This window comes from Bradyrhizobium sp. 137 (genome assembly GCF_023074095.1).
GTDB lineage: Bacteria > Pseudomonadota > Alphaproteobacteria > Rhizobiales > Xanthobacteraceae > Bradyrhizobium.
The window spans coordinates 241958-257424 of sequence record NZ_JADPKU010000067.1 but is presented as its reverse complement, the minus strand read 5'-3'; the positions used below and the strand labels follow the sequence as shown (position 1 = coordinate 257424).

18 protein-coding genes are annotated in these 15467 nt (G+C 63.6%); 3 read left to right on the top strand and 15 right to left on the bottom strand.

The window, feature by feature from the left end; genetic code table 11:
- Positions 1-210: 210 nt before the first annotated feature.
- The 15 genes from ureG to urtA all read right to left on the bottom strand — a co-directional run bounded on the left by ureG (position 211) and on the right by urtA (position 12616).
- Positions 211-834, bottom strand: coding sequence for an urease accessory protein UreG (ureG, locus tag IVA78_RS22315; RefSeq protein WP_247467927.1), 624 nt, complete (start codon positions 832-834; stop codon positions 211-213).
- Between the two features lie 45 nt (positions 835-879).
- Positions 880-1608 (bottom strand): urease accessory protein UreF, encoded by a 729-nt coding sequence (locus tag IVA78_RS22310; RefSeq protein ID WP_247468070.1) that lies wholly within the window; start codon positions 1606-1608, stop codon positions 880-882.
- Positions 1589-2185 carry an urease accessory protein UreE gene (locus IVA78_RS22305; RefSeq protein WP_247467925.1) on the bottom strand — a complete coding sequence of 199 codons (597 nt, stop codon included), beginning with the start codon at positions 2183-2185 and terminating at the stop codon, positions 1589-1591. Before IVA78_RS22305 ends, IVA78_RS22310 begins: the two co-directional genes overlap by 20 nt.
- Before the next feature lie 13 nt (positions 2186-2198).
- Positions 2199-2498: a putative quinol monooxygenase gene (locus IVA78_RS22300; RefSeq protein ID WP_007599815.1), complete on the bottom strand. Its 300-nt coding sequence runs from the start codon at positions 2496-2498 to the stop codon at positions 2199-2201.
- A gap of 112 nt (positions 2499-2610) precedes the next feature.
- On the bottom strand, positions 2611-4326 hold the full coding sequence (ureC, locus tag IVA78_RS22295) for an urease subunit alpha (protein WP_247467922.1): 1716 nt from the start codon (positions 4324-4326) through the stop codon (positions 2611-2613).
- Positions 4327-4360: 34 nt separating this feature from the next.
- Complete coding sequence (locus IVA78_RS22290) at positions 4361-4900, bottom strand: HD domain-containing protein (RefSeq protein WP_247467919.1); 540 nt, start codon at positions 4898-4900, stop codon at positions 4361-4363.
- 3 nt (positions 4901-4903) lie between these two features.
- On the bottom strand, positions 4904-5344 hold the full coding sequence (locus IVA78_RS22285; protein ID WP_247467916.1) for an endonuclease domain-containing protein: 441 nt from the start codon (positions 5342-5344) through the stop codon (positions 4904-4906).
- A gap of 117 nt (positions 5345-5461) precedes the next feature.
- Positions 5462-5767, bottom strand: a complete 306-nt coding sequence (locus tag IVA78_RS22280) for an urease subunit beta (protein ID WP_247467913.1) — start codon at positions 5765-5767, stop codon at positions 5462-5464.
- 8 nt (positions 5768-5775) lie between these two features.
- Positions 5776-6078 carry an urease subunit gamma gene (locus tag IVA78_RS22275; RefSeq protein ID WP_027553946.1) on the bottom strand — a complete coding sequence of 101 codons (303 nt, stop codon included), beginning with the start codon at positions 6076-6078 and terminating at the stop codon, positions 5776-5778.
- Between the two features lie 24 nt (positions 6079-6102).
- Entirely contained in the window at positions 6103-6933 is an 831-nt protein-coding gene (locus IVA78_RS22270; protein ID WP_247467911.1) for an urease accessory protein UreD, read from the bottom strand.
- A gap of 31 nt (positions 6934-6964) precedes the next feature.
- On the bottom strand, positions 6965-7660 hold the full coding sequence (urtE, locus tag IVA78_RS22265; protein ID WP_247467907.1) for an urea ABC transporter ATP-binding subunit UrtE: 696 nt from the start codon (positions 7658-7660) through the stop codon (positions 6965-6967).
- A 3-nt stretch (positions 7661-7663) separates the two neighbouring features.
- Positions 7664-8425, bottom strand: coding sequence for an urea ABC transporter ATP-binding protein UrtD (urtD, locus tag IVA78_RS22260; protein WP_247467904.1), 762 nt, complete (start codon positions 8423-8425; stop codon positions 7664-7666).
- 4 nt (positions 8426-8429) lie between these two features.
- Positions 8430-9599 (bottom strand): urea ABC transporter permease subunit UrtC, encoded by a 1170-nt coding sequence (urtC, locus tag IVA78_RS22255; protein ID WP_247467901.1) that lies wholly within the window; start codon positions 9597-9599, stop codon positions 8430-8432.
- Complete coding sequence (gene urtB, locus IVA78_RS22250) at positions 9596-11203, bottom strand: urea ABC transporter permease subunit UrtB (protein WP_247467898.1); 1608 nt, start codon at positions 11201-11203, stop codon at positions 9596-9598. Before urtB ends, urtC begins: the two co-directional genes overlap by 4 nt.
- An 84-nt stretch (positions 11204-11287) precedes the next feature.
- Complete coding sequence (urtA, locus tag IVA78_RS22245) at positions 11288-12616, bottom strand: urea ABC transporter substrate-binding protein (RefSeq protein WP_247277828.1); 1329 nt, start codon at positions 12614-12616, stop codon at positions 11288-11290.
- Between the two features lie 480 nt (positions 12617-13096).
- Here urtA and IVA78_RS22240 point away from each other — a divergent pair, with 480 nt between their 5' ends.
- The 3 genes from IVA78_RS22240 (at position 13097) to IVA78_RS22230 (ending at position 15455) form a co-directional block, all read left to right on the top strand.
- Positions 13097-14662 carry a DEAD/DEAH box helicase gene (locus tag IVA78_RS22240; RefSeq protein ID WP_247467893.1) on the top strand — a complete coding sequence of 522 codons (1566 nt, stop codon included), beginning with the start codon at positions 13097-13099 and terminating at the stop codon, positions 14660-14662.
- A gap of 23 nt (positions 14663-14685) precedes the next feature.
- On the top strand, positions 14686-14976 hold the full coding sequence (infA, locus tag IVA78_RS22235; protein WP_011084263.1) for a translation initiation factor IF-1: 291 nt from the start codon (positions 14686-14688) through the stop codon (positions 14974-14976).
- Positions 14977-15242: 266 nt separating this feature from the next.
- The gene (locus tag IVA78_RS22230; protein WP_247277830.1) at positions 15243-15455 is read left to right on the top strand and encodes a cold-shock protein; all 213 of its coding nucleotides are present in this window, start codon (positions 15243-15245) and stop codon (positions 15453-15455) included.
- Positions 15456-15467: the final 12 nt, after the last annotated feature.

Genomic DNA, 15467 nt, shown 5'->3' with positions numbered 1-15467 from the left:
TGAACCCCAGTGGCGGAGATAATGGAGGAGGAGGCATCAGTACGCAACGTAGGTCGGCTGACAAGCTTAATCCGCCCGGCCGATGGTCAGGCCGGAATGGCTGCCCCGAGGCGGAGGTAGTTAATCTCCATGTCTGAAATTTGTTCCGCCGCTCTGGGCCTGCTTCACCCGTCAACGGCGAAAATCACCTGCGCCAAGTCGTCGCGTCGGTCAGCCTGCCCGCCTCAGGCCACCTTTGGCTTCGATGAACGCGACAATGCGGTCGAGCCCCTGGCTCTTCTTCAGGTTGGTCATGACGAAGGGACGCTGGCCGCGCATGCGCTTGGCGTCCATCTCCATCTTTTCCAGGGAAGCCCCGACATGGGGCGCCAGGTCGATCTTGTTGATGACAAGAAGGTCTGACCGGGTGATGCCCGGGCCGCCCTTGGACGGAATCTTGTCGCCGGCGGCAACGTCGATGACGTAGATGGTGAGGTCGGCCAGCTCTGGGGAAAAAGTGGCAGCGAGATTGTCGCCGCCGGACTCGATCAGCACGAGATCGAGGCCCGGAAATTTCGCGCGCATGTCCGCCACTGCCGCGAGATTCATCGAGGCGTCCTCGCGAATCGCGGTGTGCGGGCAGCCGCCGGTCTCGACCCCGGCGATCCGATCCGGCGTCAGCGAACCCGAACGCACGAGGTATTCGGCATCCCATTTGGTGTAGATGTCGTTGGTGATCGCGGCGATGTCATAGCGCTCGCGCATGGTCTTGCAGAGCAGGTCCATCAGTGCGGTCTTGCCCGATCCGACCGGGCCGCCGACGCCGACACGCAAGGGGCCGTGAGACGTAGCCATTGATTCTTTCCTATCATCGTGCTGGCGGAGTGTGACGCAACGTGCTCACGATCTGAACAGCCGCGTATATTGTGTCTCGTGCCGGAGGCTGGCGAGATCGGCGCGGAAAGTCGCGCTGCCGAGACCGTCCAATGTCGCCTTCAGCGCACGATTGGCGGTCGCGGCGACGGCGGCTTCCAGCCTCACCAGCACACGCTGGCTGTCGGTCTGGCCGAGCGGAATGAGACGGCTGGCCGCGGAAATCCAGTTCGAGACCAGCGCATGCACGAAAGCGTGCAGCGTCGGCGCCAGCGGGACACCATGCATCGCGGCGACCACGCCGACGGCGACGGGATAGACCAATGGCGTGCGGCATGCCGCGACCATCGCATCCAGCCCATCGGCATCCCACGCCGCGCGCGCGATGTCGATGAAGGCGCGGCCTTGGGAGATCGTTTCCAGCTGTCGTTCGCGCGACGGCACGAAGGCGGCCGCGAGCTCGGCGATATCGCTCAAAGTGGTGGTCTCGTCGGCTTCCGCGGCGCGATAGGCATGGACCAGGAACGTTGCATCGCAAAGGCCGGAGCCGTCGCCGAGCATAGCGTCGAGCCAGTCGGCCAGCGTCGCGGTATCCGTGATGTCGCCGGCCTCGACGGCCCATTCGATGCCGCTGGAATAGGAGAAACCACCGACAGGAAACGCCGGCGACAACCAGGTCATCAACCGGTACAGCGCCGCCGCCTCGCGCTCGGCGAGGTCAGCGGCGCCGAGCGGCTCATTTGTGGTCATGAGCATGCTTGTGGCCGTGGTGATGGTCGCGGTGGTCGCAATGCTCGTCGTGGTGATGGTGATCATCGTGACCATGATCATCATGGCCATGTTCGTGATGATGGTGGCCGTGATCGTGATGCGCATGGGCGTCGTGACCATGCGCGTGACCGGCGTCGGCATAGGCGCCGCCTTCGGGATCGAACGGCGCCTCGATCTCGATCACGCGGGCGCCGAGACCCTTCACCATGGCTTCGATGACGTGGTCGCGGCGGATACGCAAGGCCTTGGCCATGATCTGCGTCGGCAGGTGGCGGTTGCCGAGGTGCCAGCCGACGCGGATGAGATGGTGCGGATCGTGGCCGCGGATCTCCAGCAGCGGTTCGGGCGCCGCCACCACCTCCACCAGCCGGCCGTCCTCCAGCACCAGCGCATCGCCGCCGCGCAGCGCGACGGCATGCTCCAGGTCGAGCAGGAATTCGAGCCCCCGCGTCCCCGTCATGGCCATGCGGCGACGGTGCCGATCGTCGAAATCGAGCACCACCGTATCCACGGGTGCTTCCGTGAAGCGGTGCTGCCCCCTGACCTGCGTCGCCCGGATCATGCGTTTGCCCCGTTTACCGTGTCTCGACCTTCTCGGGCGTGATCACCTCGATCTTCGGCGGCGCCGTGAAGCACTTCACCGCGACGCGGCCGAACGTTTTCATATGCTCCATGGCACGATGCGGCACCAGCGCCTCGGCGTTCTCCCACTGCTCGACGAACACCATTTTGGCAGGGTCGGTGACGCTCTCGTGCAAATCATAAGCGATATTGCCGGGCTCCTTCCGCGTCTCCTTGATGCAGGCGGTGGCGGCTGCAATGAATTCGGCGCGCGTTTCGGGCTTGATGGTCAAGGTGGCAACGACATAGATCACGAGAAATCCTCCCGGCTTTTCTTCTGGGTTCAAGATACCGGCGGGACATTAGACCAGGCAGGGTCGAACTCAAGACCGGAAAACAACCCCGAGGCATGCAGCACAGGCTATTTCAGTACATGAAATATCGCTGCGCCATCGGCAGCACCTCGGCGGGGGCGCAGGTGAGCAGCTCGCCGTCGGCGCGCACCTCATAGGTCTCCGGATCGACCTCGATCTTGGGCATGGCGTCGTTGTGGATCATGCTCTTCTTGGAGATCTTGCCGCGGGTATTCTCGACGGCATAGAGCGTCTTGTCGATGCCGAGTTTTCGCGCAAGACCTCCGGTGACGGCGGCCTTCGAGGTAAAGACAACGGAGGACGCCGTGCGCGCCTTGCCGAAGGCACCGAACATCGGTTGGTAGTGCACCGGTTGCGGCGTCGGGATCGAGGCGTTGGGATCGCCCATGGGCGCTGCGACGATCATGCCGCCCTTGACGATGCAATCCGGCTTGACGCCGAAGAAGGCCGGCGACCACAGCACGAGATCGGCGAGCTTGCCCTTCTCGACCGAGCCGATCAGTTTCGACACGCCGTGCGCGATCGCGGGATTAATGGTGTATTTGGCGACGTAGCGCTTGACGCGGAAATTGTCGTTGCCCTTGCCCTTGTCCTGCGGCAGCGATCCGCGCTGTTTCTTCATCTTGTCGGCGGTCTGCCAGGTCCGGATGATGACCTCGCCGAGGCGGCCCATCGCCTGGGAGTCCGAGGACATCATCGAGAGCGCGCCGAGATCATGCAGGATGTCCTCGGCGGCGATGGTCTCCTTGCGGATGCGGCTCTCGGCGAAAGCCAGATCTTCCGCGATCGAGGGGTCGAGGTGGTGGCACACCATCAGCATATCGAGATGCTCGTCGATGGTGTTGCGCGTGAAGGGCCGCGTCGGATTGGTCGAGGACGGCAGCACGTTTTTCAGGCCCGCGACCTTGATGATGTCGGGGGCGTGACCACCGCCCGCCCCTTCGGTGTGGAAGGCATGGATGGTGCGGCCCTTGAACGCCTTGATCGTATCCTCGACGAAACCGGATTCGTTGAGCGTGTCGGTGTGGATCATGACCTGGATGTCGTGATCGTCGGCGACCGACAGGCAGTTGTCGATCGCTGCTGGCGTCGTGCCCCAATCCTCGTGCAGCTTCAGCGCACAGGCGCCGGCTCTGATCATCTCGACCAGCGCGGCGGGCCGCGAGGCGTTCCCTTTGCCGGAAATGCCGAGATTAACCGGAAAGGCGTCGAACGACTGGATCATCCGGGCGATATGCCAGGGCCCCGGCGTGCAGGTCGTGGCGAAGGTGCCGTGCGAGGGGCCGGTGCCGCCGCCCAGCATCGAGGTGACGCCGCTCATCAGCGCGTGCTCGATCTGTTGCGGGCAGATGAAATGGATGTGGCTGTCGAAACCGCCGGCCGTGAGAATCTTGCCTTCGCCCGCGATCACATCGGTGCCGGGACCGATGATGATGGTCACGCCCGGCTGGATGTCTGGGTTGCCGGCCTTGCCGATTGCGGAGATCATGCCATCCTTGATGGCGACGTCGGCTTTCACGATGCCCCAATGGTCGACGATCAGCGCATTGGTGATGACCGTGTCGGCGGCGCCCTGCTTGTTGGTGACCTGCGACTGGCCCATGCCGTCGCGGATCACCTTGCCGCCGCCGAACTTCACCTCTTCGCCGTAGGTTGTGAAATCCTTCTCGACTTCGATGATGAGGTCGGTATCAGCTAGACGCACCTTGTCGCCGGTGGTCGGGCCGAACATGTCGGAATAGACGGAACGCTTTATTTTGACGGACATCACAAGCCCCGTATGCGTTTGAATAACTGGTCGGTCACAGCACGGCCCTCGCTGCTTTCACGGCATCGTCGAACTTCTCGTCGAGCCACGCGTTGCCGCCGCGGCAGCCCGCAACGACTTGCGTGGCCCACTCAACGTAATCGACGAGTTCGTCGCGCTCCTCGACACTCAAATCGGTTTGAATGCGCGCCCCTGTATTGCTGATCTTGTCGGCAATCTTGATCAGCTTCGCGCCGACGGATTTTTTTGGCGCGTCCATCACCTGCCGACGCCGTCGCTCGGCTTTCGGCAGACTCCTGTCGTCGGTGCATTCCGCGACGAGGGCGGCGACACGCTCGGAGAATCTCTGCGCGAGCTCCTCGCGCGTGGTGTCGGTGTCCTCGATGGAATCATGCAACCATCCGGCCGCCACCAGCTCGGCATCGGCTCCATCGGTCGCGGTCGCAAGCAGGTTCGCGACCTCGGCAAGATGATTGATATAGGGCTCGTTGCCGCGCCCCTTGCGCGCCATGCCGTTGTGGCGGCGCGCGGCGAATTCGGCAGCTTCGGAGACGAGGCGGACGGGTGAGAGCATGGCTTAGGCCTCCTCGGCGCCATCAGATACACCGCTGTCTCCGTTCCCTCCCCCCTTGCGGGGGAGGGCTAGGGAGGGGGGTGCTCCGGGCTCCGCTGCCTGAAGGATGGCGAGAACCACTCCCTCCAGGTTCTTCATTACGTCGTTATTGGTGAAGCGCAACACGCGATATCCGCGCGACGCGAACCACTCGTCGCGCACCTCATCGTGACGTATGCGCGCCGCGAATTCGTGGCTTTCACCGTCGACCTCGACGACGAGCTTGCAGGAATGCGCAACGAAATCGGCAATGTAATCACCCATTGGAGCTTGACGGCGAAACCCGAGGCGAGCCAAACGGTGAGCTTTAAGATGGCGCCAGAGAAGCGTCTCCGCGCGCGTCATCGCCCGCCGCAATTGCTTGGCACGGGTTCTTTGCGACCGGGAGACCTCGTCGTGTGGCATACCCCCCTCCCCGACCCTCCCCCGCAAGGGGGGAGGGAGCGCGACAGTTGCGCTCACCTCACCGTGGATCACTGCACTCGCCTCAATCGCGTCGCGCTGCGCTCGCCGTTATTGCACTCACAGCTTCCCCATCACCTCGCCACGAAAACCGTAGATCGTCTTCTTGCCGGCCATGGCGACGAGCTGGACGTCGCGAGTCTGGCCCGGCTCGAAGCGGACGGCGGTGCCGGCCGCGATGTCGAGGCGCATGCCGCGGGCGCGTCTGCGGTCGAACTTCAACGCCGGGTTGGTTTCAAAAAAATGGTAGTGCGAGCCGACCTGGATCGGACGGTCGCCGGTGTTGGCGACTGTCAGCGTCACGGTCTTGCGGCCAGCATTAAGCTCGATCTCGCCGTCCTGGATGAAGAGTTCGCCGGGGATCATGTCTGCTCCTACCTGATCGGCTCGTGGACGGTGACGAGCTTGGTGCCGTCCGGAAAGGTCGCCTCGACCTGGATATCGTGGATCATCTCCGGAATTCCCGGCATCACCTGATCGCGGGTCAGCACCTGCGCGCCGGATTGCATCAGTTCGGCGACGGTGCGGCCGTCACGGGCGCCTTCGAGGATAAAATCGGAGATGATCGCGACCGCCTCGGGATGGTTGAGCTTGACGCCGCGGTCCAGCCGGCGGCGCGCCACGATGGCGGCCATCGAGATCAGAAGCTTGTCCTTTTCGCGGGGAGACAGGTTCATGCGAAATCTCTTCCGTTCAACACGTCAATTCAACCACAGCCGCGGCAGCACGGCGCCGGTGCGCGCCAGCACCGCCATCATGTCAGCGCGCAAACGCGCCGCATCTTGGGCACAGAACCGCGCCGTTGCAAAGCCATTCCAGGCGGATATCCCGACCTCGCCCGCGAACGAGTCCGATGCTTCGCGCAGGCGCTCAACCAGGGCCTCGTCTCCAGGCAGGATCAGGGCCGTGCCGATCGCGGCGCCATCTTTGGCAACGGCAGATCGGCCGAGTTTTGCGCCGATATTGCCGTCGAGCCTGATGGTTTCGGCGAACACCAGCTTGCCGCCGCGAGAGAGCCGCCAGCGATCGACAAACTCGCCCTGCTCCATCCGCTCGCCCATGGCGGTGCGACCGAACACCACGATCTCGCAGAGCAGAAGCGAAGCCGTCTCATCGAGCGCGATGTCGAAGCGGCGATGGACACGGGCGCGATCGAACAGGATGGTCTCCTGAGGCAGCCAGGACAGATGCGCGCCTGCGCCGACCTTCAGCGCGATATTGAGCTCGGCCGCCTGTCCCGGCGCACGATAGACCTTTTCTGCGGCCGCAGTAGTCAGCGTCAGCCGCGCAGCATCAGCGGCCGTGATCTCAATGTCGAAGCGATCGCCGCCAGCGACCCCGCCGGCCGTGTTGACGAACACGCCAGACAGCCCCTCGCCTTCTGGCGACGGAAAGCGCACGCGCAGCGAGCCGCTTTCATGCAACGTGCCACGCCGCGTCACGCCGTCGCGCGCCTGAACATCGAAGCGCACCGCGCCGCGGGCACGGTTCGCCTCGAAAACGGTTGATGTGACTGAAACGTCGCTGCGCATCCGCCTCCCCAGCCGGTCGCGGCAGAATGGCCTACAGCGCCATCTGGCGGCTGATTTCGCTCGCGTCGAGATTGGAGCGGTCGCAGGTGAACTTCACCGCGCCGCGATCCATCACCGCGAAACTGTCGCCGAGTTCGCAAGCAAAGTCGAGATATTGTTCGACCAGCACGATCGCAATGTTGCCGAGGTTGCGCAGGTAGGAGATGGCGCGGCCGATGTCCTTGATGATCGACGGCTGGATGCCCTCGGTCGGCTCGTCGAGCAGCAGCAGCTTTGGCCGCATCACCAGCGCGCGCCCGATCGCGAGCTGCTGCTGCTGACCGCCGGAGAGGTCGCCACCGCGCCGTCCGAGCATGGATTGCAGCACCGGGAATAGCGAGAACACGTCGTCCGGAATGTGCTTGTCCTCGCGCTTGAGCGGGCCGAAGCCGGTCTTGAGGTTCTCCTCGACGGTGAGCAACGGAAAGATCTCGCGGCCCTGCGGCACGAAGCCGATGCCCCTGCGCGCGCGCTCGTAGGGCTTCAGGCCAGTGATGTCTGTGCCGTCGAGCACGATCGCGCCCGAGGAGATCGGATATTGCCCGATCATGGCGCGCAAGAGTGAGGTCTTGCCGACGCCGTTGCGGCCGAGCACGCAAGTCACCTTGCCCGGCTCCGCCGAGATCGAGACGCCGCGCAGCGCCTGCGCCGCACCGTAGAACAGGTTGATGTCCTTGACCTCAAGCATCGCTCAGCGTCCCAGATAGACTTCGATGACCCGCTCGTTGGACGAGACCTGGTCGATGGTGCCTTCCGCCAGCACGGTGCCTTCATGCAGGCAGGTGACCTTGACCCCGAGCTCGCGCACGAAGGTCATGTCGTGCTCGACCACCATCACGGTGTGGGTCTTGTTGATCTCTTTCAGCAGCTCGGCGGTGAGATGCGTCTCGACGTCTGTCATCCCGGCGACCGGTTCGTCGACGAGGAGCAGCTTTGGGTCCTGCGCGAGCAGCATGCCGATCTCGAGCCACTGCTTCTGGCCATGGCTGAGGCTGCCGGCGAGACGGTTGCGGGCGTCGGTGAGCCGGATCGTCTCCAGCACCTTGTCGATGCGCTCGGACTCCGCTTTGCTGCCGCGCCAGAACAGCGTGCCGCGGACCGAGTGATCGACATTGAGCGCGAGCAGGAGATTGTCCTGCACGCTCTGGCTCTCGAACACGGTCGGCTTCTGGAATTTGCGGCCGATGCCGAGCTCGGCGATATGGGTCTCATCCAGCCGCGTCAGATCGGTGATCCCGTCGAACAGCACAGTGCCCTCGTCCGGCTTGGTCTTGCCCGTGATGATGTCCATCATCGTGGTCTTGCCGGCGCCGTTCGGGCCGATGATGGCGCGCATCTCGCCGGGCTCGAGCGTCAGCGACAGGTTGTTGATGGCGCGGAAGCCGTCGAACGAGACGTGCACGCCGTCGAGATAGAGCATCGCGGAGGTGGCGCGGGTATCCATGACGTTCATCGCGCTACTCCGCCATCTTGGGTTCGGTGACGCCGTCTTCGGCCGCAGCGCTCGCAATGGCCGCGGCGGTGCGCTTTTCCTTCGATGAGTCCCACCAGGCGTTGAAGGTGCCGACGATGCCCTTCGGCAGCAGCAGCGTCACCAGGATGAACAACGCACCCAGCATGAACAGCCAGTACGGCGCGAGCACGCCGGAGGTGAAGAAGGTCTTGGCGTAATTGACGACGACGGCGCCGAGCGCCGCGCCGACCAGTGTGCCGCGGCCGCCGACCGCAACCCAGATCACCGCCTCGATCGAATTGCCCGGCGCAAATTCGGATGGATTGATGATGCCGACCTGCGGCACGTAGAGCGCGCCGGCGACGCCGGCCATGCAGGCCGACACCGTGAACACGAACAGTTTGTAGGATTCGACGCGGTAGCCGAGGAAGCGCGTCCGCGATTCCGCGTCACGCACCGCAATCAGCACCTTGCCTAGCTTGGAGGAGACGATGGCCCGGCAGATCAGGAAGCCGACGATCAGCGCCAGGCAGCTCAGCGCGAACAATGCGGCGCGCGTGCCCTCCGCCTGCACGTTGAAGCCGAGGATGTCCTTGAAGTCGGTCAGGCCGTTGTTGCCGCCGAAGCCGAAATCGTTGCGGAAGAAGGCGAGCAGCAGCGCATAGGTCATCGCCTGCGTGATGATCGACAGATATACGCCTGTGACGCGGGAGCGGAAGGCGAGCCAGCCGAAGCAAAAGGCGAGAAGGCCCGGCACGACCAGCACCATCAGCGCCGCAAACCAGAACATGTCGAAGCCGTACCAGTACCAGGGCAGCTTCTGCCAGTTCAGGAACACCATGAAGTCGGGCAGGATCGGATTGCCGTAGACGCCGCGGGTGCCGATCTGTCGCATCAGATACATGCCCATGGCGTAGCCGCCGAGTGCGAAGAAGGCGCCGTGGCCGAGCGAGAGGATGCCGCAATAGCCCCAGATCAAGTCGATCGCGAGCGCGAGGATGGCGTAGCAGACATATTTGCCCCAGAGCGCGACGAGATAGGTCGGCACCTGAAGGAACGACCCCGCAGGCAGCAGCAGGTTGGAGAGCGGGATGAGGATGCCGCAGGCCGCGACGACGGCGAGGAAAATCGTCGCGCTGCGGTCCAGCGATCGCGTCAGCATGTGAGGGGTCATGCTTCCACCGCACGGCCCTTGAGCGCGAACAAGCCGCGCGGCCGTTTTTGGATGAACAGGATGATCAGAACCAGGATGGCGATTTTGCCGAGCACGGCGCCTGCGACCGGCTCCAGGAATTTGTTGGCGATGCCGAGCGTGAAGGCGCCGACCAGGGTGCCCCAGAGATTGCCCACGCCGCCGAACACCACGACCATGAAACTATCGATGATGTAGCTCTGGCCGAGATTGGGGCTGACATTGTCGATCTGCGACAATGCCACGCCTGCAATGCCGGCGATGCCCGAGCCGAGCCCGAAGGTGAGCGCATCGACGCGCGAGGTGGCGATGCCCATCGAGGCCGCCATGCGGCGGTTCTGCGTCACCGCGCGCATCTCCAGGCCAAGCGCGGTGTAGCGCAGCATCGCGAGCAGGATCGCGAACACGGCCAGCGTGAAGCAGAGGATCCAGAGCCGGTTATACGTGATAGTGATCTGGCCGAGTTCGAACGCGCCGCTCATCCAGGAGGGATTGCCGACCTCGCGGTTGGTCGGGCCGAACATGGTGCGCACCGCCTGCTGCAACACCAGCGACAGGCCCCAGGTCGCCAGCAGCGTCTCCAGCGGACGGCCGTAGAGAAAGCGGATGATGCTGCGCTCGATCAGGACGCCGATGGCGCCGGCGACGAGAAAGGCGAGCGGCACGGCAATCAGCAGCGAATAGTCGAACAGGGCGGGATAGCGGGTACGGATCACCTCCTGCACCACGAAGGTGGTGTAGGCCCCGATCATCACCATCTCGCCATGCGCCATGTTGATGACGCCCATCACGCCGAAGGTGATGGCGAGCCCGATCGCAGCGAGCAGCAGCACCGAGCCGAGTGAGAGGCCGTACCAGGCGTTCTGCACCATCGACCAGACCGCAAGCGAGCTTTGGATCGAGCCGATCGCGCTCGCGGCAGCCTTGGTCACCGAGGCCGGCTGGTCGCCCATGCCGGTGAGCAGCGCCAGCGCCTCCTGATCGCCGCGCGCCTTGAGCGTGGCGACGGCCTCCAGCTTCTCGACCTCGGTGGCGTCCGACTTGAACAGCAGGATGGCCGCCCGGGCTTCGCCTAGCGCAGCCTTGACGGATCGGTTGGTTTCCTTAGCGAGGGCGCCATCGACGGCTTCGAGTGCGGTCTCCTCATGCGACTTGAACACGGATTGCGCGGCCTGGAGGCGCGTTCCGACATCCGGCGACTGCAGCGTGAGGCCGCCGACCGCGGCATCGACGCTGCGGCGCAGACGGTTGTTGAGGCGAACCGCGCTCGCGCTGTCGGGAATGCTGGTCACCGCTTGGCCGGTCGCGGCATCGATCGACTTGCCGTCGGCGCCGGTAACATAGACCTTCTTGCTATCTGGATCGGCCATGAGGCGGCCGTCTTGAAGCGCGCTGATGATCGGCAATGCCAGCGGGTTGCCGCTGCTTGCGACCGCGCCGATCGCCTCTTCCGTATCGGAAAAATCGTCGTTGGCGAATTTTGCGACCGCATCCTCGAACGGACCGGCGAAGGCCGGCAGCGCGAACGAGATCAGGAACAACGAGAGCAGGAGCGAACGGAGACGGGCGGACAAATGGGCTGGCACTGTGAATGACCCCGGCGGAAATGGGTGGAGAAGGCGGCGGGATCGCCGCCCTCTCCAATCTTGCAATGGAGCGTCAGATCGGGATCAGGAGCCCGAACCGAGGCACTTGTTGGTCTTGGTATTGAAGTTGCCGCACTTCTTGCCGACCCAGTCGCCGATCAGGTCCTTGGAGCCGTCGAGCTCCTTCGACCAGGCATCGCCAGCAACGAGACCCGGGGTCTTCCAGACCACGTCGAACTGGCCGTTGCCCTTGATCTCGCCAATGAACACCGGCTTGGTGATGTGGTGGTTCGGCAGCATCTTCGACACGCCGCCGGTCAAGTTCGGCGCCTCGATGCCGGGAAGCGCATCGATCACCTTGTCCGGATCAGTCGACTTCACCTTCTCGACCGCCTTCACCCACATGTTGAAGCCGATCACGTGCGCTTCCATCGGGTCGTTGGTCACGCGCTTCGGGTTCTTGGTGTAGGCCTGCCAATCCTTGATGAACTTCTCGTTCGACCCGTCCTTGGTCTTGATCGACTGGAAGTAGTTCCAAGCGGCGAGATGGCCGACCAGCGGCTTGGTGTCGATGCCGGCAAGCTCTTCCTCACCCACCGAGAACGCGACCACCGGGATGTCCTTGGCCTTGATGCCCTGGTTGCCGAGTTCCTTGTAGAAGGGAACGTTGGCGTCGCCGTTGATGGTCGAGACCACCGCGGTCTTCTTGCCAGCCGAGCCGAACTTCTTGATGTCGGCAACGATCGTCTGCCAGTCGGAGTGACCGAACGGCGTGTAGTTGATCATGATGTCTTCCTGAGCCACACCCTTCGACTTCAGATAGGCTTCCAGGATCTTGTTGGTGGTGCGCGGATAGACGTAGTCGGTGCCCGCGAGCACCCAGCGCTTCACCTTCTCTTCCTTCATCAGATAGTCGACGGCGGGAATCGCCTGCTGGTTCGGCGCAGCGCCGGTGTAGAATACGTTGCGCTCGCTCTCCTCGCCCTCGTACTGCACGGGGTAGAACAGGATGTTGTTCAGCTCCTTGAAGACCGGCAGCACGGACTTGCGCGACACCGAGGTCCAGCAGCCGAACACGACCGCGACCTTGTCCTTCGTGATCAGCTCGCGCGCCTTCTCGGCGAACAGCGGCCAATTGGAAGCGGGGTCGACGACGACGGCCTCGAGCTTTTTGCCGAGCACGCCGCCCTTCTTGTTCTGCTCGTCGATCAGGAAGAGGATGGTGTCCTTCAGCGTGGTCTCGCTGATGGCCATGGTGCCGGAAAGGGAGTGAAGCACGCCAACCTTGATCGTGTCGTCCGCGGCCTTGGCGCCAGTCAATGAAGCCAGACCGAGCATCAGCCCGGCGGTCGCGGCGAGGACGCCGCGGCGGCTAAATGACGCCGCTATATCGTGAGTGGATTTGCTAAGCATGAGTGTATCATCTCCCTGACGCAGACGTGAAAAACGCTGCGAAACGGCCCCACGGCCGCCTGCGATTAACGGATTCGCAAGAACCATGCCATGGGCTAGACAGCCCTCAAGCCGTTGGTTTTACTCTGAAAACGGTTGGTTTTCTAAGTCTCGCCGCGATCTGTTCGCCCAAACCCTAGGCAGTGGGAATGTATGCGAAAGCGGCAGACGGCCTATTTTATATGCAAATTGTCTATCCTGGCTAAATTTCCGGCACAACTATTTCTGCGCCGCAACCATCGTTTGGGGCGAACCTGCCTTGAAAGCGCCCCCACGATGTTCCATATGAACGGTCGAGACTGCTTGCGAATCAAGCCGTCGTTGCGAGCTGCGTGTTCTTAAGCCCCTCCGGGCCTCTGGCTTGCCCCATATCTCCCAAGCCCATCCGACACCCCAAACACGCAGGTGTCTTCTCGACACCCTATGCGCGCGCCGCGCCGAATGCGCCGGGCGCCCGCCTTTGACATGGAAAGAACCCCTCTTTTGACTTCGTTTCAGGATTTCGGCCTCGCCGAACCCATCGCACGCGCTCTTCGTGAAGAGAACTACGTCACCCCCACCCCGATCCAGGCCCAGACCGTCCCGCTGGCACTGACCGGCCGCGACGTCGTCGGCATTGCCCAGACCGGCACCGGCAAGACCGCGTCCTTCGCGCTGCCGATCCTGCATCGCCTGCTTGATAACCGCATCAAGCCGCAGCCCAAGACCGCCCGCGTCCTGGTGCTGTCGCCCACCCGCGAGCTGTCCGGCCAGATCCTCGACAGCTTCAATGCCTATGGCCGCCACATCCGGCTGTCCTCAACACTCGCCATCGGCGGCGTGCCGATGGGCCGCCAGGTCCGCTCGCTGATGCAGGGCGTCGAGGTTCTGGTCGCCACTCCCGGCCGCCTGCTCGATCTTGTCCAGAGCAACGGGCTGAAGCTTTCAAGCGTCGAATTCCTCGTGCTCGACGAGGCCGACCGCATGCTCGACATGGGCTTCATCAACGACATCCGCAAAATCGTTGCCAAGCTGCCGATCAAGCGGCAGACGCTGTTCTTCTCGGCCACCATGCCGAAGGACATCGCCGAGCTCGCCGACGCTATGCTGCGTGATCCCGCCCGCGTCGCGGTGACCCCGGTCTCCTCGACCGCCGAACGGATCAACCAGCGCATCCTCCAGGTCGACTTCTCGGCCAAGCCGGCCTTCCTCGCCAAGCTGCTGAAGGAAGAACCGGTCAACCGGGCGCTGGTCTTCACCCGCACCAAGCACGGCGCCGACAAGGTCGTAAAGACACTGGAGAAGGCGGGCATCCCCGCCAGCGCCATTCATGGGAACAAGTCACAGAACCATCGCGAACGAACGCTGGGCCAGTTCCGCTCGGGCGAAATCCGTACCCTGGTCGCCACCGACATCGCCGCCCGCGGCATCGACGTCGACGGCATCACCCACGTCATCAATTTCGATCTGCCCAATGTGCCCGAGACTTACGTTCACCGCATCGGCCGCACTGCGCGCGCCGGCGCCGACGGCACCGCGATCTCGCTGGTTGCCGGCGGTGACGAGCTCGGCTATCTCCGCGACATCGAGCGCCTGATCCGCGTTGCGTTGACGCGTGAGGACCACCGCACCGATGCCGGTCGCCGGGATGCCGGTCCTCCCCCGCCGCAGCAACGACAAGGTCGGCCAGGCCGCCAGCGTCCGCAGGGCGCACGGCACGGGCAGGGTGACGGGCGGCGTGCCGACGAAAGGCATGGCGACGGGCGCCACCACAGCGCCGGCAAGCAGGGCGACGGACGCCCCGGCGAGGGACGGCATATTGACGGGCGGCCCGGCACTGGCCCGAAAGCTTCGAAGGCATCTCGTCGCCGCCGTTCCGGTGCTAAGATGCATTCGTCGCTAACCGACCGTCCGGAACAGCGTTCCGCGCATAGCGCCGGGACGCCCGATGGGATACAAGGCGTTGCCTTTTTGCGCCGCGAGAGTCGGCCGAACGGTCAACCGAATCGCAAACCCTTTTCGCACTAGCCGTCCACGACCTGGAGAAATTCATGGCTAAGGAAGAGCTGATCCAGTTCGAAGGACTGGTCACCGAAATCCTCCCCGACGCACGCTACCGCGTGCAGCTCGATGCCGGACACGAGATCGTTGCTTACACCGCCGGCAAGATGAAGAAGAACCGGATCAAGACGCTCGCGGGTGACCGCGTGACGGTGGAGATGTCGCCCTATGACCTCGAGAAGGGCCGACTGATTTTCCGCCACAAGGACGAGCGTCCCGCCACATCCGGCGGCCCGCCGCGGGGTGGAGCGCAGCGCGGCGGCCAGTTCCGCCGCCGTTAGTCCTTCGGGCGCGTCAGCGCGGAAGTAAAATTCTGGTCTGTATGCTGATCCGCCGCGCACCTCGCGGCGGATCAAAAAATCGTGCGCGTCCGGATTGTTTTGAAGCCCGAATTCCGATAAAATGAATTAATCGATTTTCGGCCGGACGACATTAGCATCCACCGGTACAGCCGGTTCAGACACGCTGACGACCCTTCCAAAAATTCGATCTAACCTGCCTGCGCGAGCGGGCTCTTACATGGTGCTATCTAGAAGGGACTACCCCAGTGAGCATGGGAACCGTGAAGTGGTTTAACGCGACCAAGGGTTATGGCTTCATTCAGCCCGATGACGGTGGCAAGGACGTGTTCGTTCACATCAGCGCCGTCGAGCGCGCCGGCCTCGGCTCGCTGCACGAAGGCCAGAAGGTCTCCTACGAGATCGTGGCCGACCGCCGCTCCGGAAAGTCGGCAGCGGACAACCTCCGCGCCGCAGGCTGAGCCCGCCAGGCC

Bases quoted from the DNA above. Each gene is read 5' to 3' on its own strand.
- ureG (WP_247467927.1), bottom strand. From the start codon at position 834: ATGGCTACGTCTCACGGCCCCTTGCGTGTCGGCGTCGGCGGCCCGGTC.
- IVA78_RS22310 (WP_247468070.1), bottom strand. From the start codon at position 1,608: ATGCTCATGACCACAAATGAGCCGCTCGGCGCCGCTGACCTCGCCGAG.
- IVA78_RS22305 (WP_247467925.1), bottom strand. From the start codon at position 2,185: ATGATCCGGGCGACGCAGGTCAGGGGGCAGCACCGCTTCACGGAAGCA.
- ureC (WP_247467922.1), bottom strand. From the start codon at position 4,326: ATGTCCGTCAAAATAAAGCGTTCCGTCTATTCCGACATGTTCGGCCCG.
- IVA78_RS22290 (WP_247467919.1), bottom strand. From the start codon at position 4,900: ATGCTCTCACCCGTCCGCCTCGTCTCCGAAGCTGCCGAATTCGCCGCG.
- IVA78_RS22285 (WP_247467916.1), bottom strand. From the start codon at position 5,344: ATGCCACACGACGAGGTCTCCCGGTCGCAAAGAACCCGTGCCAAGCAA.
- IVA78_RS22280 (WP_247467913.1), bottom strand. From the start codon at position 5,767: ATGATCCCCGGCGAACTCTTCATCCAGGACGGCGAGATCGAGCTTAAT.
- IVA78_RS22275 (WP_027553946.1), bottom strand. From the start codon at position 6,078: ATGAACCTGTCTCCCCGCGAAAAGGACAAGCTTCTGATCTCGATGGCC.
- IVA78_RS22270 (WP_247467911.1), bottom strand. From the start codon at position 6,933: ATGCGCAGCGACGTTTCAGTCACATCAACCGTTTTCGAGGCGAACCGT.
- urtE (WP_247467907.1), bottom strand. From the start codon at position 7,660: ATGCTTGAGGTCAAGGACATCAACCTGTTCTACGGTGCGGCGCAGGCG.
- urtD (WP_247467904.1), bottom strand. From the start codon at position 8,425: ATGAACGTCATGGATACCCGCGCCACCTCCGCGATGCTCTATCTCGAC.
- urtC (WP_247467901.1), bottom strand. From the start codon at position 9,599: ATGACCCCTCACATGCTGACGCGATCGCTGGACCGCAGCGCGACGATT.
- urtA (WP_247277828.1), bottom strand. From the start codon at position 12,616: ATGCTTAGCAAATCCACTCACGATATAGCGGCGTCATTTAGCCGCCGC.
- IVA78_RS22240 (WP_247467893.1), top strand. From the start codon at position 13,097: ATGCGCCGGGCGCCCGCCTTTGACATGGAAAGAACCCCTCTTTTGACT.
- infA (WP_011084263.1), top strand. From the start codon at position 14,686: ATGGCTAAGGAAGAGCTGATCCAGTTCGAAGGACTGGTCACCGAAATC.